Annotated in this window: 26 protein-coding genes; 12 read left to right on the top strand and 14 right to left on the bottom strand. The window is 61.7% G+C overall.

Annotation, left to right across the window (positions count from 1 at the left end):
* Nucleotides 1-14: 14 nt before the first annotated feature.
* On the bottom strand, nucleotides 15-437 hold the full coding sequence (locus HJC00_RS23495; RefSeq protein ID WP_221155995.1) for a type II toxin-antitoxin system VapC family toxin: 423 nt from the start codon (nucleotides 435-437) through the stop codon (nucleotides 15-17).
* Nucleotides 434-688, bottom strand: a complete 255-nt coding sequence (locus HJC00_RS23490) for a type II toxin-antitoxin system Phd/YefM family antitoxin (RefSeq protein ID WP_184455494.1) — start codon at nucleotides 686-688, stop codon at nucleotides 434-436. Before HJC00_RS23490 ends, HJC00_RS23495 begins: the two co-directional genes overlap by 4 nt.
* 235 nt (nucleotides 689-923) lie before the next feature.
* Between HJC00_RS23490 and HJC00_RS23485 the strand changes: the two genes are divergently transcribed.
* The gene (locus HJC00_RS23485; RefSeq protein WP_210633560.1) at nucleotides 924-1,838 is read left to right on the top strand and encodes an acetamidase/formamidase family protein; all 915 of its coding nucleotides are present in this window, start codon (nucleotides 924-926) and stop codon (nucleotides 1,836-1,838) included.
* Between the two features lie 16 nt (nucleotides 1,839-1,854).
* Here HJC00_RS23485 and HJC00_RS23480 read toward each other — a convergent pair whose 3' ends face one another.
* Both HJC00_RS23480 and HJC00_RS23475 read right to left on the bottom strand, forming a co-directional pair.
* A complete protein-coding gene (locus HJC00_RS23480) occupies nucleotides 1,855-2,757 on the bottom strand; it encodes a proline iminopeptidase-family hydrolase (RefSeq protein WP_210633561.1) in 903 nt (300 codons plus the stop codon).
* 98 nt (nucleotides 2,758-2,855) lie between these two features.
* Complete coding sequence (locus HJC00_RS23475; protein WP_210633562.1) at nucleotides 2,856-3,614, bottom strand: LuxR family transcriptional regulator; 759 nt, start codon at nucleotides 3,612-3,614, stop codon at nucleotides 2,856-2,858.
* Between the two features lie 129 nt (nucleotides 3,615-3,743).
* Between HJC00_RS23475 and HJC00_RS23470 the strand changes: the two genes are divergently transcribed.
* The 5 genes from HJC00_RS23470 to HJC00_RS23450 are packed head-to-tail and all read left to right on the top strand — an operon-like array spanning nucleotide 3,744 to nucleotide 9,704.
* Entirely contained in the window at nucleotides 3,744-4,634 is an 891-nt protein-coding gene (locus HJC00_RS23470; protein WP_210633563.1) for a proline iminopeptidase-family hydrolase, read from the top strand.
* A gap of 51 nt (nucleotides 4,635-4,685) precedes the next feature.
* The gene (locus HJC00_RS23465) at nucleotides 4,686-5,624 is read left to right on the top strand and encodes an ABC transporter permease (protein ID WP_221164676.1); all 939 of its coding nucleotides are present in this window, start codon (nucleotides 4,686-4,688) and stop codon (nucleotides 5,622-5,624) included.
* Entirely contained in the window at nucleotides 5,621-6,469 is an 849-nt protein-coding gene (locus HJC00_RS23460; RefSeq protein WP_210633565.1) for an ABC transporter permease, read from the top strand. The genes HJC00_RS23465 and HJC00_RS23460 overlap by 4 nt, the downstream gene beginning before the upstream one ends.
* The gene (locus tag HJC00_RS23455; RefSeq protein WP_405048795.1) at nucleotides 6,466-8,187 is read left to right on the top strand and encodes a dipeptide ABC transporter ATP-binding protein; all 1,722 of its coding nucleotides are present in this window, start codon (nucleotides 6,466-6,468) and stop codon (nucleotides 8,185-8,187) included. Before HJC00_RS23460 ends, HJC00_RS23455 begins: the two co-directional genes overlap by 4 nt.
* Complete coding sequence (locus tag HJC00_RS23450) at nucleotides 8,187-9,704, top strand: ABC transporter substrate-binding protein (RefSeq protein ID WP_221164675.1); 1,518 nt, start codon at nucleotides 8,187-8,189, stop codon at nucleotides 9,702-9,704. Before HJC00_RS23455 ends, HJC00_RS23450 begins: the two co-directional genes overlap by 1 nt.
* Before the next feature lie 84 nt (nucleotides 9,705-9,788).
* Here HJC00_RS23450 and yghU read toward each other — a convergent pair whose 3' ends face one another.
* From yghU to HJC00_RS23415, 7 genes are all read right to left on the bottom strand, one after another.
* A complete protein-coding gene (gene yghU, locus HJC00_RS23445; RefSeq protein WP_210633567.1) occupies nucleotides 9,789-10,664 on the bottom strand; it encodes a glutathione-dependent disulfide-bond oxidoreductase in 876 nt (291 codons plus the stop codon).
* 156 nt (nucleotides 10,665-10,820) lie between these two features.
* Nucleotides 10,821-11,201: a cupin domain-containing protein gene (locus tag HJC00_RS23440; RefSeq protein ID WP_210633568.1), complete on the bottom strand. Its 381-nt coding sequence runs from the start codon at nucleotides 11,199-11,201 to the stop codon at nucleotides 10,821-10,823.
* Nucleotides 11,202-11,216: 15 nt separating this feature from the next.
* The gene (locus HJC00_RS23435; protein ID WP_221164674.1) at nucleotides 11,217-12,308 is read right to left on the bottom strand and encodes a Gfo/Idh/MocA family protein; all 1,092 of its coding nucleotides are present in this window, start codon (nucleotides 12,306-12,308) and stop codon (nucleotides 11,217-11,219) included.
* A 2-nt stretch (nucleotides 12,309-12,310) separates the two neighbouring features.
* Entirely contained in the window at nucleotides 12,311-13,138 is an 828-nt protein-coding gene (locus tag HJC00_RS23430; protein WP_221147510.1) for a carbohydrate ABC transporter permease, read from the bottom strand.
* On the bottom strand, nucleotides 13,135-14,070 hold the full coding sequence (locus tag HJC00_RS23425) for a carbohydrate ABC transporter permease (protein WP_221164687.1): 936 nt from the start codon (nucleotides 14,068-14,070) through the stop codon (nucleotides 13,135-13,137). Before HJC00_RS23425 ends, HJC00_RS23430 begins: the two co-directional genes overlap by 4 nt.
* A gap of 59 nt (nucleotides 14,071-14,129) precedes the next feature.
* Nucleotides 14,130-15,383, bottom strand: coding sequence for an extracellular solute-binding protein (locus HJC00_RS23420; RefSeq protein WP_221164673.1), 1,254 nt, complete (start codon nucleotides 15,381-15,383; stop codon nucleotides 14,130-14,132).
* 78 nt (nucleotides 15,384-15,461) lie between these two features.
* Nucleotides 15,462-16,127, bottom strand: a complete 666-nt coding sequence (locus HJC00_RS23415) for a GntR family transcriptional regulator (protein ID WP_221124352.1) — start codon at nucleotides 16,125-16,127, stop codon at nucleotides 15,462-15,464.
* A gap of 130 nt (nucleotides 16,128-16,257) precedes the next feature.
* On the opposite strand from HJC00_RS23415, the gene HJC00_RS23410 reads away from it, so the two are divergent.
* Nucleotides 16,258-17,454 (top strand): Tm-1-like ATP-binding domain-containing protein, encoded by a 1,197-nt coding sequence (locus HJC00_RS23410; protein WP_210633573.1) that lies wholly within the window; start codon nucleotides 16,258-16,260, stop codon nucleotides 17,452-17,454.
* Nucleotides 17,447-18,289, top strand: a complete 843-nt coding sequence (locus HJC00_RS23405; protein ID WP_210633574.1) for a phosphoenolpyruvate hydrolase family protein — start codon at nucleotides 17,447-17,449, stop codon at nucleotides 18,287-18,289. Before HJC00_RS23410 ends, HJC00_RS23405 begins: the two co-directional genes overlap by 8 nt.
* Nucleotides 18,290-18,330: 41 nt before the next feature.
* On the opposite strand, the gene HJC00_RS23400 is transcribed toward HJC00_RS23405, so the two are convergent.
* Nucleotides 18,331-19,194 carry an NAD(P)-dependent oxidoreductase gene (locus HJC00_RS23400; protein WP_210633575.1) on the bottom strand — a complete coding sequence of 288 codons (864 nt, stop codon included), beginning with the start codon at nucleotides 19,192-19,194 and terminating at the stop codon, nucleotides 18,331-18,333.
* A gap of 209 nt (nucleotides 19,195-19,403) precedes the next feature.
* Here HJC00_RS23400 and HJC00_RS23395 point away from each other — a divergent pair, with 209 nt between their 5' ends.
* The 3 genes from HJC00_RS23395 to HJC00_RS23385 all read left to right on the top strand — a co-directional run bounded on the left by HJC00_RS23395 (nucleotide 19,404) and on the right by HJC00_RS23385 (nucleotide 21,243).
* Nucleotides 19,404-19,871: a universal stress protein gene (locus HJC00_RS23395; RefSeq protein WP_210633576.1), complete on the top strand. Its 468-nt coding sequence runs from the start codon at nucleotides 19,404-19,406 to the stop codon at nucleotides 19,869-19,871.
* 131 nt (nucleotides 19,872-20,002) lie between these two features.
* A complete protein-coding gene (locus HJC00_RS23390; protein ID WP_221124348.1) occupies nucleotides 20,003-20,917 on the top strand; it encodes a DnaJ C-terminal domain-containing protein in 915 nt (304 codons plus the stop codon).
* Between the two features lie 2 nt (nucleotides 20,918-20,919).
* Complete coding sequence (locus tag HJC00_RS23385; RefSeq protein WP_221164672.1) at nucleotides 20,920-21,243, top strand: chaperone modulator CbpM; 324 nt, start codon at nucleotides 20,920-20,922, stop codon at nucleotides 21,241-21,243.
* Nucleotides 21,244-21,264: 21 nt separating this feature from the next.
* On the opposite strand, the gene HJC00_RS23380 is transcribed toward HJC00_RS23385, so the two are convergent.
* Both HJC00_RS23380 and HJC00_RS23375 read right to left on the bottom strand, forming a co-directional pair.
* A complete protein-coding gene (locus HJC00_RS23380) occupies nucleotides 21,265-22,194 on the bottom strand; it encodes a phosphatidate cytidylyltransferase (RefSeq protein WP_210633579.1) in 930 nt (309 codons plus the stop codon).
* Nucleotides 22,191-22,868 carry a 1-acyl-sn-glycerol-3-phosphate acyltransferase gene (locus tag HJC00_RS23375; protein WP_247241822.1) on the bottom strand — a complete coding sequence of 226 codons (678 nt, stop codon included), beginning with the start codon at nucleotides 22,866-22,868 and terminating at the stop codon, nucleotides 22,191-22,193. Before HJC00_RS23375 ends, HJC00_RS23380 begins: the two co-directional genes overlap by 4 nt.
* Nucleotides 22,869-23,104: 236 nt before the next feature.
* Between HJC00_RS23375 and HJC00_RS23370 the strand changes: the two genes are divergently transcribed.
* Complete coding sequence (locus tag HJC00_RS23370; protein ID WP_210633580.1) at nucleotides 23,105-24,091, top strand: BMP family protein; 987 nt, start codon at nucleotides 23,105-23,107, stop codon at nucleotides 24,089-24,091.
* Nucleotides 24,092-24,098: the final 7 nt, after the last annotated feature.

The raw sequence follows: 24,098 nt of genomic DNA, 5'->3' as shown, positions 1-24,098 counted from the left end.
TTTCGGCAGGGAAATCAATCTTGCCACGGGTCCAGCACGACAATGCCCGCGCCTTCGAAATCCCGGGCATTGCGGGTGACGACGGTGAGGCCGTGAACCAGGGCCGTCGCGGCAATCAAGACATCGGCTTCATTGCGCCGGTCTGGAACATGCAGATGCGCGCAGCACGTCGCGACCGCATCGTCGATCGACAGGATACGGTCGGCGAATGCTGGCCGAACCTGATTTTCCAGCCATGCACGCAGACGAGCGCCCTGCGCTGCATCGCGGCGCTGCACGCCGAGTATTCCACGTTCCAATTCCAGGATCGTCATGGCGGAGATGCATAGGCCTGTTGCATCTTGCGCTCCAGCCCATGCGACCACATTAGCATTGGCCTTGCCGTCTCCGACCTTCCGCAGCTCGGAAACAACATTGGTGTCCAGCAGATATTTCAAGATAGATCGACTCCACGGGGGGCGATCTCAACTCGAGGCAGATCGAAGTCGATATCCGACAGGCCTGGCATGGAGAGAGCATCGACGAGACTGCGGGGCTTGCCGGTTAGCCGCTCGAATTCGTCATAGGTCATCAACACGTGGGATGGCTTTCCACGATCCGTGATGATGACCGGACCATTTTGCGCCGCCTTCTTTGCCCTGCTCACGTCGTGATTTAGTTCGCGGCTGGAAAGATGTGTCACGCTCATAATCCACCTCCGATGTAGGCACTTACATACATATAACATTCGGAGAATGAAAGGCAAGATCAACCGGCCGTTTCGCGGCAGGAGACGTCGGGTCACGATCGCGAAATCGATGCGGGGCTACACGAGCGATGTCGGGATATTGGCTTCCCAGATCATCTCTGATCTAGTCTCGATTCTCAGCCGGCAACGCAGCCTGGGCTGACGGTATTTGAAAAAAAGCGAGAGCCGTATTCTCATGACCACTCACCGCTTCATTCCGACGACCTTCCACAATGTCATCGGCTCTCTTCCGCCCGCCTTGCACATCGCTGACGGCGACACCGTCGTCACGGAGACACTCGACGCCATCGGCTATGACAAGGACGGCATCCGGCGGACATCTGGTCCCAACCCGATGAACGGCCCGATCTTCGTGGAAGGCGCGGAACCCGGAGATGCGCTGAAGGTCGAGATCATCAGCATGATCCCGACGAGGGACACTGGTTTTACGCGCAGCATCGTCGCGGCCAATGTCATCGATCCTGAAACGGTTCGCGACCTGCCGCCGCGCGACATGGCGATCTGGGCGATCGACCGCGAAGCATTGACGGTCCGATTGTCCGAGCCGGTCTCCGGCCTCGACAGTTTCGTTCTGCCTCTTGCGCCGATGATCGGCTGTTTCGGGGTTGCGCCCAGCCTTGGCCAGGCAATCTCGACGGCGACCAGCGGCGAATATGGCGGCAACATGGATTATCGCCTGTTCGGTCCGGGCACGACCGTTCGCTTGCCCGTATCGGCGCCGGGCGCCCTTTTCTTTTTGGGCGACTGCCATGCGGTGCAAGGAGATGGCGAGATCGTCGGTACCGGCGTCGAGACCACTTTCGACGTCACGGTGCGGCTGACGGTGGAAAAGAAGGCCGGGCTGATCTGGCCACGCGGAGAAACCGCTGAAGACATATTCACCGTCGGCAATGCGAGACCCCTCGACCAGGCGCTCCAGCATGCGACGAGCGAAATGCTGACCTGGCTGGCGTCGGATTACGGCCTGGACCGGACAGCGGCCAGCCATCTGCTCGGCCAGGTCGTGCGTTACGACGTCGGCAACGTCTTTGACCCGGCCTATACGATGGCCTGCCGGGTCGCCAAGAAATGGCTGGTTCGCCAGTCATGACGGACCAGCATATGCGTCAGTCGTGCCGCGACAGGAAGCGGGAAACGGTCGCCAGGCAAAGCTGCTTTTCCTCGACATGCGGCATATGGCTGGAATTTTCGAAGAGCACCCATTCGCAGCCCGGGACGCGTTCGAGATAGGGCCTTACGACGAGGGGCGTCGCCTCGTCATGTTTGCCCGAGATCAGCAGCGTCGGTGCTTCGATGCGGTCGAGCCTGTCTTCGATCGTCCAATCCTTCATCGTTCCGATGACGTGGAATTCCGTCGGGCCGTTCATGTTGCGATAGACGGTGTTGTCTTCGTCCATGATGGCGAATGTCCGCGCCACATCGGGCGGCCATGGCGCGACGCGGCAGACATGGCGATCATAGAAGACGCGGGAGGCGGCGATATAGTCCGGATCGGTAAGGCTTCCCGCCCGTTCGTGCTTCAGCAGCGTGTCCTGCACCTCCTTCGGCAATTCCTGCCGCAGCCGATTGGCTTCGGCAACCCAGGTGTGCATGTTGGCCGGCGAGTTGGCGATGACAAGGGCCTTCAGGCCTTGCGGCCGGCGCACCGCATGTTCGGCGCCGAGCATGCCGCCCCAGGACTGGCCGAGGAAGGCGTAACGATGCTGGATGCCGAGATGGGCAAGCAGTGCGTCGAGCTCTTCGAGGAACAGGCCGACCGTCCAGAAATCCGGGCCCTTGTCCGGAAGGCGGGTGGAATTGCCGTTGCCGAGCTGGTCGTAGTGGATGACCGGGCGGCCGTCGAGGGCGGCGATTTCCTTGAAGGAATCGACGTAGTCATGCGTGCAGCCGGGCCCACCGTGCGCAACGACGAGAGGCAGCTTGTCGCTTTTCAGCGAACCGGTGACGCGGTACCAGGTGCGATAATCGCGAAAGGGCAGATAGGCTTCACTTGTTGCGACTTCGGCCACCGACATCTCCATTCCTCGGAAGTTTGGAAACCATAACGCGGCAACCGCGGCGAAGGCAGCTATCACAAGTTATAGGATGGCAATGATCGGCCGCGCTCTTAGAGCAGGCGGTAATGAGTGGCGCGTACGACGGCCTGCGTACGGTTGCGGGCGCCGAGTTTCTTGGCCGCGGCGTTGAGATGCATGACCACGGTCGGGACGGAACGGCCGATGATGCGCGAGATTTCCTTGGCGGAATAGCCTTCCGCCGAATGGCGGAGGCATTCGCGCTCCCGCTCGGTCAGGCGAATGGTGCCGACGCTTCGAGCCTTCGTGTCGAAAAGCGAATAGGCGGTCTCATGGAAGACGTGGGCAAGCAGGTTGAAGTCAGCGATAGCGCGCAACGCATGCCGTTCGAAATCGCGGTCGCCGCGGAAACGGATGCCGGTGACCGTCGCATAATCGCCTCCCGGCATATGCACCGGCACGGTGACACCGGTCGACATGTCGCGTTCGAGGAGATAGCGCGTCACCGGTGCGGTGTCGTCACTCATGAAGCGGTTGATCAGCGTGTCCGCATTCGTGTCGTAATTCCAGAAGAACGGCGCGGTGCTGCGCAGCGCCACCTGCTGGACCGGGTCGATGCGGAAATAACCGCGATCGAACCAATAGTCGTGCATATCGTCGGCGATGTTCCGGAGCTTCAGCAGCGACGGGATCATGATCGCGCCGTCGAGGTCGTAGGGCACCGGCGTATAGTCGTAGATGAGAGCCTCGAAGCCCAGCTGCTTCATCGCCTCGAAGGCCTGGTCGATCCGGCCGTCCAGCGTCTCATGCGCCGTAAACTGCCGTCTGATCGTTCCGATGTCGTCAAGCATGGGCTGCTCCCGGTTTCGGCGTGGCGCCCTACCCTATCACTTCTTATAGCTGGCACGGAACGCGATTTACGGTAAAAAATTAACCACGCCCAAATATTGAGCAAGGGGTATTTTCTGCTGGAGCAATCAATGTGGCGTGAAATACAGCCGGACGCGCGATTTGAGATCGATGCCGGTGGCTATCGCGTCGTCGCCTATAGCTTCGGGACCGGCAACGAGACGGTGTTCTGCCTGAACGGCGGTCCCGGTCTGCCCTGCGATTACCTGCGCGAGGCGCACTCCTGCCTGATCGACAAGGGCTACCGCGTCGTCGCCTTCGACCAGCTCGGCACCGGCGCCTCCGATCGGCCGGACGATCTCTCGCTCTGGACGATCGGCCGCTATGTCGAGGAGACCGAAACGGTGCGCAAGACGCTCGGACTCGGAAAGGTCCACATGCTCGGCCATTCCTGGGGCGGGTGGCTGGCGATCGATTATGCCTTGACCTACCCCGAAAACCTCAAGACGCTGATCCTCGAGGATACCGTCGCCGACATGCCGCATCTGATCTCGGAACTGGAACGGCTGCGGGCAGCGCTTGGTCCGGAAACAGTCTCGATGATGCAGAAGCATGAGGCGCAGGGGACCTACGATCATCCGGAATATATCGCCGCCGTCACCATCCTCAACTACCGCCATGTCTGCCGCCTGGCCGAATGGCCGGCGCCGATACGCCGTTCGCTCGACGACTGGAACATGGCGCCTTACGCGACGATGCAGGGCCCGAACGAGTTTCTTTACATCGGCAACCTCAAGGACTGGAACCGCATCCCGGATCTGCCGCGGCTGACGCTGCCCGTGCTGATCACCACGGGAGAGCATGACGAGCTGACGCCCGCCTGCGCGCTCAGGATGAAGCTGGCGCTGCCGAATGCCGAGCTCCGGGTGTTCGCCAATGCCAGCCACATGCCCTTCTATGAGAACCCGCAGGACTATTATCCGGCGCTTCTCGATTTCCTCGACCGGCACAAGGCAGCCTGATGAAAATGAAAGCGGCTCAAACCGGACGAGGACAGAGGGGCGGCCGTGCTCATGTATCGCTATAAATTCGTTCTGACCCGACCGCTTCAGTTCCTGCCCGTCATCTTCGGCATCAGCGTCATCACCTTCATTCTGGTTCGGCTGATCCCCGGCGATCCGGCGCGCAACATCCTCGGTACGCGCGCCACACCGGCTGCCCTTGCCAGCATCCGTGCCCAATACGGTCTCGATCAGCCGATGTGGCTGCAATATGTCTATTTCCTCAAAAATCTCGCCAATGGCGAGATGGGCAAATCGATCCTCTACAAGATCGACGTGCTGAAGCTGATCGTCACCCGCATCGAGCCGACGCTTGCCCTCGTCGCCGCAAGCGTCGTGCTGTCGGTGCTGATCGCTGTGCCGATGGCGGCGATCGCCGCACGCAATGCCGGCCGGGCGCCGGACCATGCGGTGCGCATCGTCTCGACCTTCGGCATCGGCTTTCCGCCCTTCTGGTTGGGGCTGATGCTGATCATCCTCTTCAGCGTCGAACTCGGGCTGCTGCCGGTTTCCGGCTACGGCGCGACGCTCGGCGACAAACTTGCGCATCTCGTGCTGCCGAGCCTGACGGTGGCGCTGTCGCTCTCGACCGTTTTGACGCGCAGCCTGCGCGCCGCGATGATCGAGTCGCTGAAATCAGATGTCGCGACGGCGGCGCGCGCCCGCGGCATGCCCGAAGGCATCGTCTTCTGGCGGCACGTGCTGCCGAATTCGCTGGTGCCGACGATGAACCTGCTTGCCGTCAACATCGGCTGGCTGATCGGCGGCACGGTTGTGGTCGAGAGCGTCTTCGCGCTGCCCGGCATGGGCCAGCTCCTCGTCAGGGCGATCTTCTCGCGTGACTATATGGTGGTGCAGGGCGTCGCGATGGTCTTTGCCTGCGCCACCGTGCTGATCAACTTCATCGCCGATATCGTCACCGTTGCCGTCGATCCGAGGGTGAAGCTATGAGCGTCGAGGTGACAACACCCGCGTCCCCTGGCCGCCTCCTCCTCGGCCGGCGGCCGATGTTTGCCGTCGGCGCCGGCGTGCTGTTGTTCTTCATCCTGCTGGCGCTTGGCGCGCCTCTTCTCGCGCCCTATGACCCGATCATGCAAAATGCCGAGGTGCGCCTGCAGGCGCCTTCGCTGCTTCACCCCTTCGGCACCGACAATTTCGGCCGTGACATCCTCTCCCGCGTCATCTGGGGTGCGCGCATCGATCTGCAGATGGCGCTGATCGGCGTCGTCTTCCCGTTCCTGATCGGCACGACGGTCGGCACCATCTCCGGCTTCTTCGGTGGAATCGTCGATGCACTGTTCATGCGTCTGGTCGATATCATTCTTGCCTTTCCCTTTCTCGTGCTGATGCTGTCGATTATCGCGATCCTCGGCCCAGGACTCGGCAGCTTCTACATCGCAATGGCGCTGGTCGGCTGGGTCTCCTATGCGCGGCTGATCCGGGCGCAGATGCTGGTGCTGAAGAGCAGCGATTACGCAGTGGCCGCCGTCAGCCTCGGCTTCAGCCGCAGGCGTATCATGTTCCGGCACCTGCTGCCGAACGCGATTGCCGGCTCGATCGTCTTTTCCATGTCCGATGCGACTCTGGTGCTGCTGAGCGGTGCGGCCGTCAGCTATCTCGGCCTCGGCGTCCAGCCGCCGATCGCCGAATGGGGCGTCATGGTCGCGGAGGGGCAGAGCTTCATCACCACCGCCTGGTGGATCACGCTGTTTCCCGGCCTCTCCATCGTCTGCCTTGCCTTCGGCTTCAGCATGCTGGGCGATGCGCTCGGCGAATTGCTGGGAGTGCATGAATGAGCGGTCCTGTGCTCTCCGTTCGCGATCTCACCGTCAGAGCGCATCTCGATTCCGGCCCGCGCACGCTGCTTGATGCAGTCTCGCTCGATCTCGGTCGCGGCGAAATTCTCGGTCTCGTCGGCGAGAGCGGCTCGGGCAAGAGCCTGTTCTGCCGCTCGCTGGTGCGCCTCTTGCCCTCCTCGCTGCTGAAGATCGAGAGCGGTTCCATGCTGCTGGAAGGACGCGACCTGACGCGGATCCATGACGTTGAGATGCTGAAGGTGCGCGGCGGTGAGATCGGCATGATCTTCCAGAACCCGACCAGCCATCTCGATCCGGTCATGCGGATCGGCAATCAGATCGCCGAGGGCATCCGCTATCATCAGGGCCTTGGTGCCCACGAAGCTCGCGCCGCGGCGTTGGAAATTCTCGCGCAGGTCGGCTTTCCCGACCCCGGCCGGCAGTACGACAGCTATCCGCATGAATTTTCCGGCGGCATGCGCCAGCGGGCGATGATCGGTGTTGCCCTGTCCTGCAATCCGAAAATCCTGATCGCCGACGAACCGACGACGGCGCTCGACGTCACCATTCAGGCGCAGATCCTGCGGCTGCTGATCGATATTCGCGACCGCCGCGGCCTGTCGATCATTCTCATCACTCACGATCTCGGCATCGTCGCCCAGACCTGCGACCGCATCGCCGTAATGCGTGGCGGCAAGCTCATCGAAGAGGGGCCGAAGCGGACGATCCTCGCACAGCCGCAACATCCCTATACGATCAACCTGATCGACAGCCACCCGTCGATATCAGGCGGGATGCCGGCGCCGGCGCTCGAGATCGCCGAGGCACGCGCGCCGGCGAGACCCTTGCTCGAAATCGATGATCTGCACGTGCGTTTCAGAGCCGGTGGCAGCCTGGTCAAGGGTGGCGCCAAGACGGTCAGCGCCGTTGCCGGCGTCAGCCTGCAGATCATGCCGGGCGAGACGGTCGGCATCGTCGGCGAATCCGGCAGCGGCAAAAGCACGCTTGCCCGCGCCGTGCTCGGTCTCACGCCACTTTCCTCGGGTCATGTCACCTTCGACGGTGTCGATCTCACGCTGCAGAAAAGCGCTGGCCTGGCAAAGCTCAGGCGCGAAACGGCGATGGTGTTCCAGGACCCCTATAATGCCCTCAATCCCCGGCTGACGATCGGGCAGATGCTGGCCGAGGTGCTGAAGGTGCAGGGCAAGGTCGCCAAGGCCGATATTCCGGCGCGCATCGGCGAACTGCTCGATCTCGTCGGCCTCGAGCGCGAATTCGCTGAGCGCAAGCCGCGCAGCATGAGCGGCGGTCAGTGCCAGCGCGCCGGCATCGCCCGCGCGCTTGCCGTCGAACCGAAGCTGATTATCGCCGACGAATGCGTGGCGGCCCTCGACGTCACCATCCAGGCGCAGATCATCGAGCTTTTCCGCCAGCTCACCGCGAAGATGAACCTGACGCTGGTCTTCATCGCCCATGATCTGGCGATCGTGCGCAATCTCTGCGAACGCGTCGTCGTGATGTATCGCGGAGAGATCGTCGAGGAGGACCGCTCCGACGAGGTCTTCGCGCGGCCGAAGCATGCCTATACCGCGGCGCTGATCGCTGCCATTCCCGACATCGATCCTGACAAGCCGCTGCTGCAAGGGCACCGGCCGCAGGGACGAGGCGCAATCCATATCCATCAGACGCATGCCATAACAAAGAAGGGAACGAACTGATGCCAAACAGGTGGAAATCAATCGGGCTTGCCGCCATGCTCGCTGGCCTGACATTGAGTGCAAGCTATGCCGAAGCCGCCGGTGTGCTCACCATCGGCCGCCGCGAGGATTCGACGACATTCGATCCGATCAAGACGGCGCAGAACATCGACAACTGGGTGTTCTCGAACGTCTACGATGTGCTGATCCGCGTCGACAAGACAGGCACCAAGCTGGAGCCGGGCCTTGCCGAAAGCTGGACCGCCTCCAATGACGGGCTGACCTACACCTTCAAGATCCGCGATGCGAAATTCTCGGACGGTTCGCCGCTGACGGCGGAAGACGCGGCCTACAGCCTGCTGCGCATCCGCGACGACCCGGCCTCGCTCTGGAGCGATTCCTACAAGGTGATCGACACGGCGGCTGCAACCGACGCGCATACGCTGACGATCAAGCTCAAGAATCCGTCGGCGCCGTTCCTGTCGACTCTGGCGCTGCCGAACGCTTCCGTCATTTCGAAGGCGGGCATGGAAGCGCTGGGCGCCGATACCTATGCCGAAAAGCCGGTCGCATCCGGCGCCTTCACCGTCGAGGAATGGCGGCGTGGCGACCGCATTATCCTTAAGAAGAACCCAAACTTCTGGCAGGCCGACCGAGTCAAGCTCGACGGCGTCGAATGGATCTCCGTGCCCGACGACAATACCCGGATGCTCAACGTCCAGGCCGGCGAGCTGGATGCGGCGATCTTTGTACCGTTTTCCCGGGTCGAGGAGCTGAAGAAGGATACAAGCCTCAACGTCGACGTCGATTCCTCTACTCGCGAGGATCATCTTCTGATCAACCATGCGCACGGCGCGCTCGCCAAGAAAGAAGTCCGCCAGGCGCTCGACTTGGCGATCGACAAGAAGGCGATCGTCGACGCCGTCACCTTCCGCCAGGGCACGGTTGCCAACTCTTACATTCCGAAAGGCGCGCTTTATTATTTCGCCGATAATTTGCAGCGGCCCTACGATCCTGAAAAAGCAAAGGAGATGCTGCTTGCTGCTGCTGGCGCTTCCGACCTGACGCTCAATTATCTGATCCGCGCCGGTGACGAGGTCGACGAACAGACGGCCGTGCTGGTCCAGCAGCAGTTGCAGAAGGCCGGCATTACCGCCAACCTGCAAAAGGTCGACCCGAGCCAGGAATGGGACATGACGGTTGCGGGCGACTACGACATCTCCGTCAACTATTGGACGAACGACATCCTCGATCCGGACCAGAAGACAACCTTTGTTCTCGGCCACGATTCGAACAATAATTACATGACCAACTACAAGAATGAGGCGGTGAAGGAGCTGGTCGCCAAGGCGCGTCTCGAACTCGACCCGAAGAAACGCGAAGAGATGTATGTCGATCTGCAGAAGATGGCCAAGGACGACGTCAACTGGATCGACCTCTATTACAGCCCCTACATCAACGTCTCGCGCAAGAATATCGAGAACTTCCACCAGAACCCGCTCGGCCGCTTCTTCCTGGAAGACACGGTCAAGAACTGAGTTCGGGCAGCTCGCAAATGCTCCGCCGCCGTAGGGGCGGCGGAGCCTGATTTATTGCTGAAACAACCAGCTGGCACGGCTTGCTTATTCGGCAGCCGCCAGCTTGTCCTGCGTTTTGGTCTCGAAATCGCTGGCGTCGTGGCGCTCGTGCAACTGGCTCGACGGGTCGCCGGAGAGGCGGTTGACCATCCGGCCGCGCTGCACCGCGGGCCGGCTATAGATATTGTCGGCCCAGCGCAACACGTTTTTATAGTCCCCGACTTGCAGGAATTCCGCGGCCTCGTAGCTCCAGCCCTTCACCAAGCCGCCGTACCACGGCCAGATGGCAATATCGGCGATCGTGTATTGACTGCCTGCCACATATTCGCTTTCGGCAAGACGGTGATCGAGCACGTCGAGCTGACGCTTCACCTCCATCGCGAAGCGGTCGATCGCATATTCGATCTTGGTTGGTGCATAGGCGTAGAAATGGCCGAAGCCGCCGCCGAGATAGGGCGCGCTTCCCATTTGCCAGAACAGCCATGACAGGCATTCGGCACGCTCACTCGGCTCGGTCGGCAGGAAGGCGCCGAACTTCTCGGCGAGATAGGTGAGGATGGCGCCGGATTCGAAGACGCGGACCGGCTTCGGGCCGCTGCGGTCCATCAGCGCCGGGATCTTGGAGTTGGGATTGACGGCGACGAAGCCGCTGCCGAACTGGTCGCCCTCGCCGATCCTGATCAGCCAGGCGTCATACTCCGCACCGCCATGACCGAGCGCCAGCAGTTCCTCGAGCATGATCGTGACCTTCTGGCCGTTCGGCGTTCCGAGCGAATAGAGCTGCAGCGGGTGGCGGCCGATCGGAAGCTCCTTCTCATGTGTCGGTCCTGCGATCGGGCGATTGATGTTGGCGAATTGGCCGCCATTCGCCTTGTTCCAGGTCCAGACCTTCGGGGGGATATAGTCGGAGGTACCGCTCATCTTTTAAACTCCTGGCATTGATCAGACAGAGTGCGACGCCGGTTGGGTCGTCGCATTTTTCCTGACATAGCAGAGGCGATGAGGTTTTGTCACAGCTATCGGAGCGGCTTCACGCAATCGTCAGAGCCTTGGCAAGGTTGATGAAAATCTGCCGATTCAGGCCGCACCCTCGCCTTCATGATTGACCGCCGTCCGGGTACCGGAGGAGAACATGATCAGCGCGAAGAGCGGTTCGGTGCCGAGCGCGCGCGCCCAGTGACGGATATTGCGGGGAATGCGGATCGCATCGCCAGGTTCGAGCCGATAAAGCGCATCGCCGAGCTTGTGTTCGCAACTGCCGGAAACGACGTAGAGGATCTCCTCGCAGTCGGGGTGCGAATGCAGCTGGTTGCGTTCGCCGGGATTGATGCGACAGGTACCGAAGGTCATCTCGGCGCCGGGCGTGCCGTCGCCGGTGATCTTCCAGTTGAGTTCGCCCCAACTGGTCGGCATGAATTCACCGCCAGCTTTCCTGAAAATCACATCGGTATCGCTCAAGGCTGTCCCTCCCTGTCAGAGATTGGTGGTGACGCCGGCATTCGTGCGTCTGTAGAATTCGAAGAGCTTCATGATCTCGCGGGCGATTTCGAGCGTGCCCCTTGATATCTGGGTGCCGGCAAGGATCGCATCCGTCAGATGCAGGATCTCGGGCACATAGCCGAGATAAAAGAGATTGTTGTTATAGAGCTGGCCGAGCGAATGCTCAGGCTCATAGAGCAAAGCGGCATTCTCGTCCGGCTGGATGAAGCTTGCGGCGCGGCCATAGGACGGCAGGTCCGCCTTGCGGAAATACGTCAGACGGCTGCCGTTTTCGATGATGGCGTTGGCGCCTTCGCCGATGATCTCCACGCGCTCGAAGATGCTGCCGCCCGACTGGCCGGCGGCGAGGTGCAGCGTTCCGATCGCGCCGGAGCGGAAGCGCAGGCTGGTGACGCTTGCCCCGGCCAACGGCTCCCACTCATAACTGGCACGCTCTATCTCGCCGCCGAGGAAACTGAGGATCGCGCCTGGATGGTAGATATGGTCGAGAAAGCTCTGCATCTTGACGAGATCGGCGCGGTCTTCCGGCCTCGGCAGGCTCTGGGGATAACGGACATTGATCGAGGTCAGCCTGCCGAAACCCGGCGAGCCGATCAGATCCTTGAGTTTCTCGATCGTCGGAAAGAAGGTCTTCTTGAGACCGGTCATCACCATGCGGCCGGCCGCCGCACTTGCCGCCTGCAGCATTTCGATATCGTCGATGCTTGCCGCTGTCGGTTTTTCCATCCAGACGTGCGCGCCCGCTGCAAGGGCGTCGAGCGCCAGATCGGTCGCCTGGACCCGGCCGTCGGGATGATAGGCGGTGACGAGAAAGACCAGCTCCGGCTTTTCTCGCTCCAGCATCTCGCGATGATCGGTATAGGCCTTGCCGGCGCCGAAGAGTTTTGCGAATTTCTCGGCGCGGCCGAGATCGAGATCGCAGATGCCGGCAAGTTCCACCGGCGCATATCGCAGCGCCGGATAGACATTGCGATAGGCATGGCCGCCGGCGCCGATGAAGCAGGCCTTGATGCGATGGTCGAATTCGAAATTGTAGCGGATTTCCCGCTGGACGTGATGCGACATGGTCAGCCCTTGATTGCCCCCTGCGTCAGCCCCTCGGTGAAGCGGCGCTGCATCAGGATGTAGAGAAGAATGATCGGCAGGAACGAAATGACGGTGCCCGAGAAGACCAGGCGATAATCGGAGGCATAGGTGCTGGCGAAACGGACCAGCCCGAGCGGCAGCGTCTGTACCTCGGGGCTGATCAGCACGATCAGCGGCAGGAAGAAATCGTTCCAGGTGGAAAGCGCGCTGATGATGACGAGCGCTTGCACCGCGGGTGTCGAGATCGGCAGAAAGACCTTGGTGAGGATCTGGAAATGCGAAGCGCCGTCGATCTTGGCGGCCTCGATCAGATCGTCCGGCACGCCGATGAAGAAGCTCCGCATCAGGAAGATGCCGAAGGGAATGCCGTTGCTGACCTGCACCAGCACGATACCAGCAAGCGTGTTGACGAGATTCAGTCCGAAGAGCACCTGGTAGAGCGGGATGACGATCGCCTGGACCGGCACGGTGAGCCCGAGGATGAAGGCGTAGAACAGCCATTCCCGGCCGGGGAATCGGATCTTGGCAAGCGCATAGCCGGCCGGCGCGCAGGTGATGAGCGACAAGGCGACGACGCCGACGAGGTTGATGAGGCTGTTGCCGACGAGGTCCCCGAAGCCGCCGATCTGCCAGGCGTCGAGATAATTCCGCCACATCAGGTCGGCGGGCCAGGTGAAGGGATCGGCCTGGCCAATCTCGGCCTCTGTCTTGAAGCTCGAGATCACCAGCCAGACGAAGGGAGCGAGGATCAGAATCAGGACCGGGGTTAGCGCCAGCGCCACCGGCCATTCGCGATTGCGCACACTCATTGGGAAAGCCTCGCGCGCCAGCGGTTGAAGACGATGGTGATGGCGATCGCAAGCAGGCTGAGCAGGATGCAGAGCACCGCCGCAAGCCCGTGATCCTGGGACTGGAAGGCAAGCCGGTAGATGTAGGTGGTGATCAGTTCGCTCTGATAGAACGGGCCGCCATTGGTCATGACGAAGACCGTGGCGAAGCCTTTCAGGCCATTGATCATCGCCAGCGAGACGACGAAGGTGGTCACCTCGCGAAGCCCCGGCAGCGTGACATAGATCAGCTTCTGGAAGGCGTTGGCGCCGTCCACTTCCGCCGCGTCGTAAAGCGAGTGGTCGATATTCTGCAGGCCGGCGATGAAGAGCAGCATGTAGAGGCCGAAGCCCTGCCACGAGCTTGCGACATTGACGGAGAACAGCACCAAAGCGGGATCGGAAAGCCATCCTCGCGTGAACGCGCCGAGCCCGATCCGCGTCAGGGCCGTGTTCAGCAGGCCGAAAAACGGGTCGTAGATATTGGCCCAGATGACGCCGACGACGGCGAGCGACACCAGATGCGGCAGGAAGAAAGCGGTACGGAAGAAGACTTGTGTCACTCTCAGTCTGCTGACGGCAAGCGCCAGCAGCAGACCGAGGCCGCCGGCCATCACCACATGATAGGCCAGCCAGAGGAAGGTATGGACGAGGCTCTTCCAGACGATCGGATCCTGCGCCGCCTTGGCGTAATTGTCGAGGAAGACGAAGCTCGCGGAGGTATTGAAGCCGGCGGAACTGTTGAAGCTCAGCCAGAAGGTGGCGGCGATCGGCAGCAGCGTGAAGACGGCATAAAGGGTGAGCGCCGGCGCCATCAGCCAGAATGCGGTGCCGGCATCGCCATCGGCTGAGCCGGACCCGGCTACCCGGCGTTTGGACATACGGGCGGATGTGCCACCCGTATGTCCCGCCATGGCGGGGACGGTGCTGAGAGGAGCCACGACCTTGCCGCCGGGCGTTTCTGGGATGACCACTATTTCGCCTCTGCCATCTTCGCCTGGATCTGCTTCATGCCGTCCTCGCCGCCGATCTGGCCGGAGATCAGGCCCTGAATGACCTGGAAGTAGGTGTCGAGCACGGGGCCTGGCAGATAGACGCTCGGATTGTAGCCGACGCCGCCTGCGGCAGCCGCGAAGATGTCCTTCAGCACGGGGGTCGGCGGCTCGACACCGGGAATTTCGCGCGGATAGATCATCGTGCTTGCCGGATCCTGCGCGCGCTTCTTCATCACGGCATCCGAAAGCATGAAGTCGATCCACTTCATCGCAAGCTCCGGCTGCTTTGAGTTGACCGGAACGAGCCAGCTCCAGCCGACGCCGCCGGTGGGGATATCAGCACCCTTGATGTCAGAAGGCATGGGCGCATAACCGGCGTTGGCGAGGTCGTAGCCGGCCTTGCGGGCATTGGCGGTGAACCAGGGACCGGCAACGAACATGGCCGCACGCTTGTTGAACCAGAGGCGCGAGGCGCCGTCGAGATCGAGGCCTGCCATTTCCTTCTTGATATAGCCCGCCTCGATCAGCTTCTGCAGCCGGACGGCGCCGGCGGCGACCGATGGGTCGTCGAAAGCGATCTCGCGGCGCAGCGCCTTGCCGATCACTTCCTTGCCGCTCGCCGATTGCAGTAGGTTGCCGAAGAGGTGGCCGGCGCTGCCCGGTGTGCGCGGACCGATGGCGATCGGCTGCAGCCCGGTTTCTTCGATCGCCTTCATCAGCGTTTCGAACTCGGCCCACGTCGCCGGCATTTTCCAGCCCGCCTGCGCGAAGAGATCTTTGTGATACCAGATGCCGAGAGCATCGAGCCCATCCGGAACCTCGTAGATTTCGCCGCCGAACTGGCCCTTCAGCTCGGTGTAGAGCCAGGGATAGATCTCATCCTTCCAGCCGCGCTTTTCATATTGTTCGGTGAGCGGCACGACCTGCTTGGCGTTTTTGACGACGCTGATGCGGCCGATACCGGAATTGGTGAGGATTACGTCAGGCCCGGCATCCGACTGGATTGCCGCCTGCACCGCGCCGTTGCTGATCGTGCCGGTCGGCGGCATGAATTCAACCGTTACACCGGGATTGGCCTTCTCGAAATCGGCCTTGATGCCGTTCCAGAGCTGCGCGACCAGCGGTTCGGTGATCTGCTCCGGACCCCACATTTTCAGGGTCTCGGCATGCGCCGGCAAGCTTACGGCGATCATCGCCGCCAGTGCCGTTGTCCGGGCCAGAAATTTCAGCATTGTTCCCTCCTCCGGGCCGCTCCTTGGCCACGTTTTCCGCTCGTTGAAAGGAGACCTCCCTCTCCTTCATTCACCCGGCTAACGCGCCGGATTTTCTTTCTGAAAGCGCGCCATGACGGCCTGCTGGACGTCGCTGATATGCGCGTGCATCAGCGCCTTGGCGCCGGCGATGTCGCGCGCCCGGAAAGCCTGCAGGATCTGATCGCGCTCCTCGGCGGCCCTTTCGGCCAGGTCACGACTCTCATTGGCGATCGAGCGGCAGATCTGGATCTGCAGCGCGAGCCGCGCCAGCGTTTCGACCAGCGGCGCGCTTCCCGAAAGATCGGCGATGGTCTCGTGAAATTCCTTGTCGCGGATGCCATAGGTCGCCATGTCGCCGCGGCGCAGTGCCGCCACCGCCTCATCCAGGATGCGCTCGAAGTTTGCGATATGCCGGTCGCTCATCTCCGGAACGGCGAGCTCGACGGCGAAGCATTCGAGAGTCTTGCGCAGATTATAGAGGTCATCGATCTCCTTCGGCGTGAAGCTGCGCACGAAGAAGCCGCGATACGGCCTGATCTCGATCAGTCCTTCCTTGGCAAGCGTTCCTATGGCCTCGCGGAACGGCGTGCGGCTGACCTGCAGGCGCTCCGTCAATTCCTTCTCATCGATCGAGACGCCGCTCGGCAGTTCGCCGGAGACGATCAGGCGAACGATCTCCTCGTAGATCCGTTCACGAAGGGTGAGGTGGCGAGGTGCGTTCATGATTTCTGTTTCCGTCTGGCGTTCATGATTTAAGTATGCAATATGCGAAAGAATATACAATATGGAAAATACAAAAAGCAGGAACTTTATCGAAGTATGTGAAAATTGATCGAAAAGAGGAGGAAAAACAATGGGAAAGGTCTATATCGTCGGTACCTGCGACACCAAGGGCGCTGAATTGAACTATGCCAAGGAGGTGGTTCTTTCGGCCGGAGCCGATGCGGTGCTGGTCGATGTCGGCACGCTGGGGGACGGCGCGGACGCCGATATCAAGGTGCGCGTAGTCGCCCAATTTCATCCCGCCGGTGCGGCGGCCGTCCTTGGACAAACGGACCGGGGGACAGCGGTTTCGGCCATGGCCAAGGCGTTGACGGCGTTTCTCAATTCGCGTGGCGACATCGGTGCCGTGCTCGGTCTTGGCGGAACCGGTAATACCGCACTGGTCACGGAGGCGATGCGGGCACTGCCGATCGGGGTGCCGAAACTGATGGTCTCGACGGTCGCCTCAGGCAATGTCGCGCCCTATGTCGGGCCGAACGACCTCACCATGATGTATTCGGTCGTCGACGTCGCCGGCCTGAATGCCATCTCGCGCAAGGTGATCGGCAATGCCGCCAATGCGGCGGCCGGCATGGTCCGCAACCCCATTCCCGCCTCGGCGGATGACCGGCCGGGCATCGGCATGACCATGTTCGGCGTCACCACTTCCTGCGTCACCCAGGTTCGCGAGATGCTCGGCGAGACGCATGAAATCTACGTCTTCCATGCCACCGGCGTCGGCGGCCAGTCGATGGAGAAGCTTGCCGATTCCGGTCTGCTGCAGGGCGTGATCGACGTGACGACGACGGAGGTTCCCGATCTCCTTGTCGGCGGTGTTTTTCCGGCGACCGAGGATCGCTTCGGTGCCATCGTCCGCACCGGCCTGCCCTATGTCGGCTCGGTCGGTGCCGTCGACATGGTGAATTTCGGCGCGCGGGAAACGGTGCCGGCAGCCTTCCGCGACCGCAGGCTCCACATCCACAACGCGCAGGTGACACTGATGCGAACCACGCCGGAAGAGAACAGCAGGATCGGCGCCTTCATCGTCGACCGGCTCAACCGGATGCAGGGGCCGGTTCGTTTCCTGCTGCCGCTTCAGGGCGTTTCGGCAATCGACGCCGCCGGTCAGCCGTTCCACGATCCCGAAGCCGACGCGGCACTGTTTTCCGCCATCCGGACCGGCTGGCACGACGCGCCGAACAGGCGCCTCGTCGAGGTCGATGCCCATATCAACAGCCCGGAATTTGCCGTCGCACTCGTCGCCGGCTTCCATGAGATCCATGCCTGAGGAGAGAGTTTTGACCCGTATCGATAGAAACGACATATTGACCAAGCTTCGACGGAAGATCGCCGAGGGCCGGCCGATCATCGGCGGTGGCGCCGGCACCGGCCTTTCCGCCAAGAGCGAGGAAGCCGGCGGCATCGACCTGATCGTGATCTATAATTCCGGCCGTTACCGCATGGCCGGGCGCGGCTCGCTGGCCGGCCTGCTGGCCTATGGCAATGCCAATGAGATCGTCAAGGAGATGGGCCGCGAGGTGCTGCCGGTTGTGCGCCATACGCCGGTGCTTGCCGGCGTCAACGGCACCGACCCCTTCATGCTTCCCGATCACTTCCTCGACGAATTGAGGGCAATGGGTTTTGCCGGCATTCAGAATTTCCCGACCATCGGGCTGATCGACGGCACCTTCCGCGCCAATCTCGAAGAGACCGGCATGGGCTTCGATCTGGAAATCGACATCATCGCCCGCGCCCACGCCAAGGACATGCTGACGACCCCTTACGTCTTCAGCAGCGACGACGCCGTGGCCATGACCAAGGCCGGCGCCGACATCGTCGTCTGCCATCTCGGCCTGACCACCGGGGGCGCGATCGGCGCCGAAACGGCGCTGACGCTCGACGGCTGCGTGGAAAAGATCAACGCGTGGTCGGATGCCGCAAGATCGGTGCGCAACGACGTCATCGTGCTCTGCCACGGCGGGCCAATCGCCATGCCCGCGGATGCGGCCCATGTGCTCGCCCGCTGCAAGGGCTGCAACGGCTTTTACGGGGCAAGCTCGATGGAACGCTTGCCGACCGAGGTCGCGATCAGGGCGCAGGTCGAGGACTTCGCAAAGATATAGGCGCGGCTTCGTCCGGCTGCACGCCAACGGCCGGCGATGAGCTATGGCATGACCATCGCGCCAGAGGCTTGCTGGGAGCGAAGGATCTGGTCCAGCTGTGCGACGAGGGCGCGGCTGCCTTCCACATCCTCCGCCAACCTGGAGAAAACATCCGCCATGCCGCGGAAGATGGTTGCCGCCGGATCGCCCTCTCCGAGGAAATCGGCAATCTCCTGCATTTCGGCAACCCAACGATAGGCCTTGGGATACATGTCTGGAATGGATTTCGACAGCTTGCGGTCGAAATCGGGAAGGCTTTCGGAGAGCTCGGCCTTCAGGCTCTCAACCGCGCCCGAGCGCGATGCGGCAAGCAGCATGGCAGCGCCAAGGCCGATAAATCCCTTGTTGATGCCGGCATAACACATTTTCAGCGCCGAAGCTGCGCCGAGCGGTCCGTCCAGCCTGCGGACCCGTAAGCCGTAATCTTCGAGCAGTCTGCTTCGCTCCGCGCCGTCGCCGCTGACATAAAGGGTCGGACCTGATTTTCCGGCAACCGGCGGCCCTCCGATGATAGCGCCGTCCAGCACCGTCACGCCGATGCCGTCGAACCGGGCTGCAAGCGTCTGCATTGTCTTCGGTGCAATTGCATTGAGGTCGATGAAGGGCGGCGCCGGCGTCCTCGCCGATATGTCGGCAACCAGTTCGGCGACTCTGAGTGCCTCAGCTGGCGGAACGATCGACAGGATCAGCTCGGCTTCGGTCAGCTCTTGGCGGCCGACCGGCACCATGCCGGTTGTCTTGGCTCGCACGATCGTCTGCTCGCTTCGGCCATCGAGGCAAGTCAGCACCGTAGCGCCATGCTCGATCAATCGTTTGGCGACCGCGCTTCCCATTGCGCCCGCTCCGATAATGGCAAAGCTCGGCATCTGAAACCTCGATGTTGTGACGGCACCCGCATGAGAGTTACCGCCGATCGGGCGGTCGTCAACTGCGACAATGCGGCTGAATTCTCGCCTTGAGGCGGCCGATGGTTGCCAATATGCCGGCGGCAGTCCGGCTTGACTTTAGTCAAAGCAGACGCTGTGGATAGCCTTATGATCAGGCAAATGACTCGCATTCGAGGATATTGATCTCAATGTATCGCACGATCATCTGCTGCATCGGCATGGGCTCGAGACAGACGGCCAACCGTCTGCTGCGCCGGGCTGCGGCGCTGGTGGATGAAGGCGGAACGATCGTCGTCATGCATGTCATCGAGAATATCCCGCGCCACCACCTGACCGGTGTCCCTGAGGAATTCGAGACGGCTGCCATTATCGACGCCGAACGGAAACTTGCGTCGCTGTGCAAGGAGCTGGACATCCCGGCGATGATCGAAGTTCGCATCGGCGTTGCCGCCTCGCTGCTCGTCTCGGCCGCAAGGGAGAGAGCAGCCGATCTCATCCTGCTGTCATCCCACGTGCCCGATATCACCGACTATGTCTTCTCCTCGATCGTCGAGAAGGTCGTGCGCCATGCAGGGTGCTCGGTTCTCATCGACCGGCGCCTCGATCATGCCGGAGAAGATTCTGCGGCTCAAACAGAAGACGTCGTTTCGCTCTGATCCTGGCGAGCCTCCGCCGATCATGGCATGACGGGATTTTGACGCTTGGCATCCCCTCCCCTGCGGCGGCCCGGCAACCTATATCAATGCCAACCCAACCAGCAGTATTCACTGCCCGACCGGAGATATGCATGAGCCAGGATCCTTATGAGCTTCTGGGCGTGAAGCGAGATGCGACGCAGAAGGATATTCAAAGCGCCTTCCGCAAGCTCGCCAAGAAACTTCACCCCGACCTCAACCCCGGCGACAAACACGCCGAGGACAGGTTCAAGGAAATTTCGACCGCCTACGAGATTTTGAGCGATGAGGAAAAGCGCGGCCGCTTCGACCGCGGCGAGATCGATATGTCGGGCGCCGAGCGGGCCCAGCGCAACTATTATCGCGATTATGCCGCGGCAAGCGGTCCCAACGATCCCTATCACAACAGCGCCGGCTTCGCCGATTTCGGCGACGCCGATGACATCTTTGCGAGCTTCTTTTCGCGCCGCACCGGCGGTGGCCGGTCGCGCAGCCAGGGTCAGGATCGGCGGTTCTCCATGGAGGTCGATTTTCTCGAGGCCGTCAACGGCGCCAAGACCGAGATCAAGTTTCCCAATGGCCCCGCGCTCGAGGTGCAGATCCCGCCGGGAACCCGCGACGGCCAAACCTTGCGGCTGCGCGGCAAGGGTGAACCGGGCATTGGCGGTGGGCCAACGGGCGATGCGCTGATCGAGATTCGCGTGCGGCCCCATCGCTTCTTCACGCGTGACGGCGACGACATCCGCCTGGAACTGCCGATTTCGCTCAGCGAAGCCGTGCTCGGCGGCAAGGTTCGGGCACCGACGCCGTCCGGACCGGTCAGCCTGACGCTGCCGCCGCATTCCAACACCGGCAAAGTGCTGCGTCTCAAAGGCAAGGGTGCTCCGAAACGCGGCGGTGGACACGGCGACGTCTACGTCACCCTGAAGATCGTATTGCCCGACCGCCCCGACGAGCGGCTCACGTCTCTGGTGGAGGAATGGGCGGCCGCACATCCATACGATCCGAGAAAGAACATGGAGGCCTGATCATGGATGATCTCGAATTCCGTCTTTACTTGAAAATCGATATCGTCCAGCTCGACTTCTGGATCGAACACGGCTGGCTGATCCCGGAGACGTCGAGCGGAGGGCGGCAGTTTCGCGAAGTTGACGTCGCCCGTGCCCAGCTCATCCTCGATCTCATCGGCAATATGGGTGTCAACGAGGCCGGCGTCGACGTCGTCATGAACCTGGTCGACCAGCTCCACGGCCTGCGAGGAACGATGAGCAAGCTCATGACGGCGATCAGCCGCCAGGAGCGCGAGGTCCAGCAACGGCTGTTCGATAGTCTCCAGAATATCGACCGGCTTTAGAAATTGGCCACGTGCGTCTCTTCAGGTTGTGTACCAGTAGCGGACGATGTGGAAGAAAAGCGGCGCGGCGAAGGTGATAGAGTCCAAGCGGTCGAGCACGCCGCCGTGACCCTCGATTACATAACCCCAGTCCTTGGCGTTGAGGTCGCGCTTGATCGCCGAGAGTACGAAGCCGCCGAAGAAGCCCGCGACGACGATGACCGTGCTGACGGCCGCCGCCTGCAGCGGCGAGAACGGCGTCAGGCGATAGAGCAGCGTTCCGACAAGGATGGCCGAGGCGCCGCCGCCGAAGAGGCCTTCGAGCGTTTTCGATGGGCTGATATTCGGCGAGAAACGATGTTTTCCGAGAAGCTTGCCCCAGACATATTGGAAGACGTCGCTGAGCTGCACGACGATGACGAGATAGACCAGGAGAAGGGCCGAGGGCGTGCCGGTCTGCAGCATCAGAAGTGCGGGAGCATGGCTGATCGAATAGACTGTCAGCATCAATCCCCATTGCACCCTGGCGGTGCGCGCCAGGAATTCGTTGACGTCGCCTGTCAAAGTCGCCACTGCTGGCAGGATCAGGAAGGCATAGACCGGGATGAAGATCGCGAAGAGGCCGTACCAGAGTGTCCCGAGTAGCACATAGTGCACCGGCAGCACGACGAAGAAGGACAGGAACAGCGCCAGGTGATCGCCGCGCCGCGATGGCGTCAGCGTCCAGAATTCGCGAAGCGCCATGAAGGACAGGAATGCGAAGAGGACGACCACCGCAGTATCGCCGAGCAGTATCGCACCGCCGAATATTGCCACCATGATCCACCAGGAGCGGATTCGGGCATTGAGATTGTGGACGGTCGCGACGGATCCGGGCTCGGTCGCGCGCCGCTGAAGGATGAAGCCGATGGCCGAGGCGACCGCCAGCAGACCGAGGATTGCGGCAAGCACGATGGAGAAAAAGCTGCTCATGCGATGTGCTTTCCGTCCGCCAACTCGATGACTGCTGCACGGGCGCGGGCCAGGAACACGTCCTTTGCTTCGCCCGGTTCGATGCGCAGCGGCTTGCCGAAGCGCGCCGTGCAGGTGATCGGCACGATGAGCCAGCTTCCCTTCGGCAGGATGCGCTGAAGATTGTCGAGATGGATCGGCACGAGATCGACATCGGGGAAACGGCAGGCAAGGCGATAGATGCCGCTGCGGAACGGGGCGATCTCCTCGCTGGCGCTTCTCGTGCCTTCCGGGAAGATCAGGACCGAGCGCCCCTCCTCGAGCAGGCGCTCGACCGGCTCCAACGGGTTGCTCTCGGGCAGAGGCTTGCGGTCTATCAGGACGGCGCGCAGGCCTTTCTCGGCAATGAAACGCCGAAAAGCGCTCGTTCCCCAGTAATCGCGCGCCGCGACCGGGTGGGTCAGCCGCCGCACCGGCCACGGCAGCGCAGCCATGACGGCAACGGTATCGACATGGCTGTTGTGATTGGCGAAATAGATGCGGCGGCGGGGGTCGGGCGTACAGCCCCGCCACTCGCTTCGGGCGCCGACCATGATCCGGACGAACAGCACGAGAAGGCGACGGACGAGCGCGACCGGCCAGGACGACGACCGGCTCGCGATCGGCCGCCCCGAGGCGTCTTCTTCTTCACCCATTTCAATTTCCCCAACCCAATTGATCTATGCATAGCCTGCCGGAGTCGTCGCGCCAAGCCCTGCAAACCCGGCCCGAGAAGCACGGCGGCACCGCGCGTGCAGCCCTGCCATATCTCGTTCTTTCAGCCAGGTCGTGGCGACCGATCAGCCTGATTTTTAAGCTCATTCGTTGCTTGACACATTTTTGGGCGTTGCTATGATTTTTGAACCAAATGGTAAAAAAAGGGGAGCAATCAATGACCAAAGACATCCTGATTTCACGCCGGGCAGTCATCGCATCGGGCATTGCGCTTGGCGTCAGCGGCTTCGCCCCGCTGGCCAGGGCTGCTGCGCCGTTGAAAGTTGCCGGCATCCATGCGTCGCCGGTTGAAAATGCCTGGAACTCCTGTCTGCACAAGGCCCTCCAGGATGCGGCCAAGGACGGCGTCATCGAATATGTCTTCTCCGAGGGCGTCTCCGGCACCGATTATCCCCGCGCCATGCGTGAATATGCCGAACAGGGCAACAAGCTGATTATCGGCGAGGCCTATGCGGTGGAAAAGGAGGCGCGGCAGGTCGCGGCCGATTATCCCGATACCGCTTTCGTGCTGGGTTCAAGCGGCGAGCAGGCCGGCGACAATTTTGGCGTCTTCGGCACCTGGAACCATGACGGCGCCTATCTCGCCGGCATGCTGGCGGGCAAGATGACCAAGTCGAACATCGTCGGTTCGGTCGGCGCCATTCCGATCCCCGAGGTCAATATGCTGATCAACGCCTTTGCCGCGGGCGTCAAGGCGGTCAACCCCAATGCCAAGCACCTCGTCTCGTTCATCGGCACCTTTTTCGATCCGCCGAAGGCCCGTGAAGCCGGTCTTGCCCAGATCGACGCCGGCGCCGACATCCTGTTCGGCGAGCGCATCGGCACGGCCGACGCTGCCAAGGAACGCGGCATCAAGTCGGTCGGCTCGCTGGTCGATTACACGCCGCGTTATCCGGATACGGTGTTTGCCAACGCCATGTGGTATTTCCGCCCGATCCTCAATGCCGCGATCGCCGATGTCGCTGCCGGCAAACCAGTCGGGAGGAACTACACGTCTTACGGCCTGATGAAGGAAGGCGGCAGCGATATCGTCTTCGTCAAGGGCGTGGCGCCTGCCGAGGCGGAGGCCGCGATGGAAGCCAAGCGGGCGGAGATCAAGGCCGGCACCTTCGAAGTTCCGAAGTTGATGGAAGAGCCGAAGTAGTTCGCCC

The organism is Rhizobium sp. NLR22b (assembly GCF_019685295.1).
Classification (GTDB): Bacteria; Pseudomonadota; Alphaproteobacteria; order Rhizobiales; family Rhizobiaceae; genus Rhizobium.
The sequence above is the reverse complement of the archived record's forward strand: the minus strand, read 5'-3'. Positions and strand labels throughout refer to the sequence as shown.

What these genes read in the sequence shown, in the direction of transcription:
- HJC00_RS23475 (WP_210633562.1), bottom strand. Translation starts at nt 3,614, where the DNA reads ATGCTTGACGACATCGGAACGATCAGACGGCAGTTTACGGCGCATGAG.
- HJC00_RS23420 (WP_221164673.1), bottom strand. Translation starts at nt 15,383, where the DNA reads ATGCTGAAATTTCTGGCCCGGACAACGGCACTGGCGGCGATGATCGCC.
- HJC00_RS23415 (WP_221124352.1), bottom strand. Translation starts at nt 16,127, where the DNA reads ATGAACGCACCTCGCCACCTCACCCTTCGTGAACGGATCTACGAGGAG.
- HJC00_RS23435 (WP_221164674.1), bottom strand. Translation starts at nt 12,308, where the DNA reads ATGTCGCATCACGTCCAGCGGGAAATCCGCTACAATTTCGAATTCGAC.
- HJC00_RS23400 (WP_210633575.1), bottom strand. Translation starts at nt 19,194, where the DNA reads ATGCCGAGCTTTGCCATTATCGGAGCGGGCGCAATGGGAAGCGCGGTC.
- HJC00_RS23470 (WP_210633563.1), top strand. Translation starts at nt 3,744, where the DNA reads ATGTGGCGTGAAATACAGCCGGACGCGCGATTTGAGATCGATGCCGGT.
- HJC00_RS23430 (WP_221147510.1), bottom strand. Translation starts at nt 13,138, where the DNA reads ATGAGTGTGCGCAATCGCGAATGGCCGGTGGCGCTGGCGCTAACCCCG.
- HJC00_RS23450 (WP_221164675.1), top strand. Translation starts at nt 8,187, where the DNA reads ATGCCAAACAGGTGGAAATCAATCGGGCTTGCCGCCATGCTCGCTGGC.
- HJC00_RS23375 (WP_247241822.1), bottom strand. Translation starts at nt 22,868, where the DNA reads ATGGGTGAAGAAGAAGACGCCTCGGGGCGGCCGATCGCGAGCCGGTCG.
- HJC00_RS23455 (WP_405048795.1), top strand. Translation starts at nt 6,466, where the DNA reads ATGAGCGGTCCTGTGCTCTCCGTTCGCGATCTCACCGTCAGAGCGCAT.
- HJC00_RS23395 (WP_210633576.1), top strand. Translation starts at nt 19,404, where the DNA reads ATGTATCGCACGATCATCTGCTGCATCGGCATGGGCTCGAGACAGACG.
- HJC00_RS23460 (WP_210633565.1), top strand. Translation starts at nt 5,621, where the DNA reads ATGAGCGTCGAGGTGACAACACCCGCGTCCCCTGGCCGCCTCCTCCTC.
- HJC00_RS23405 (WP_210633574.1), top strand. Translation starts at nt 17,447, where the DNA reads ATGCCTGAGGAGAGAGTTTTGACCCGTATCGATAGAAACGACATATTG.
- yghU (WP_210633567.1), bottom strand. Translation starts at nt 10,664, where the DNA reads ATGAGCGGTACCTCCGACTATATCCCCCCGAAGGTCTGGACCTGGAAC.
- HJC00_RS23380 (WP_210633579.1), bottom strand. Translation starts at nt 22,194, where the DNA reads ATGAGCAGCTTTTTCTCCATCGTGCTTGCCGCAATCCTCGGTCTGCTG.
- HJC00_RS23465 (WP_221164676.1), top strand. Translation starts at nt 4,686, where the DNA reads ATGTATCGCTATAAATTCGTTCTGACCCGACCGCTTCAGTTCCTGCCC.
- HJC00_RS23485 (WP_210633560.1), top strand. Translation starts at nt 924, where the DNA reads ATGACCACTCACCGCTTCATTCCGACGACCTTCCACAATGTCATCGGC.
- HJC00_RS23370 (WP_210633580.1), top strand. Translation starts at nt 23,105, where the DNA reads ATGACCAAAGACATCCTGATTTCACGCCGGGCAGTCATCGCATCGGGC.
- HJC00_RS23390 (WP_221124348.1), top strand. Translation starts at nt 20,003, where the DNA reads ATGAGCCAGGATCCTTATGAGCTTCTGGGCGTGAAGCGAGATGCGACG.
- HJC00_RS23490 (WP_184455494.1), bottom strand. Translation starts at nt 688, where the DNA reads ATGAGCGTGACACATCTTTCCAGCCGCGAACTAAATCACGACGTGAGC.
- HJC00_RS23410 (WP_210633573.1), top strand. Translation starts at nt 16,258, where the DNA reads ATGGGAAAGGTCTATATCGTCGGTACCTGCGACACCAAGGGCGCTGAA.
- HJC00_RS23385 (WP_221164672.1), top strand. Translation starts at nt 20,920, where the DNA reads ATGGATGATCTCGAATTCCGTCTTTACTTGAAAATCGATATCGTCCAG.
- HJC00_RS23425 (WP_221164687.1), bottom strand. Translation starts at nt 14,070, where the DNA reads ATGGCGGGACATACGGGTGGCACATCCGCCCGTATGTCCAAACGCCGG.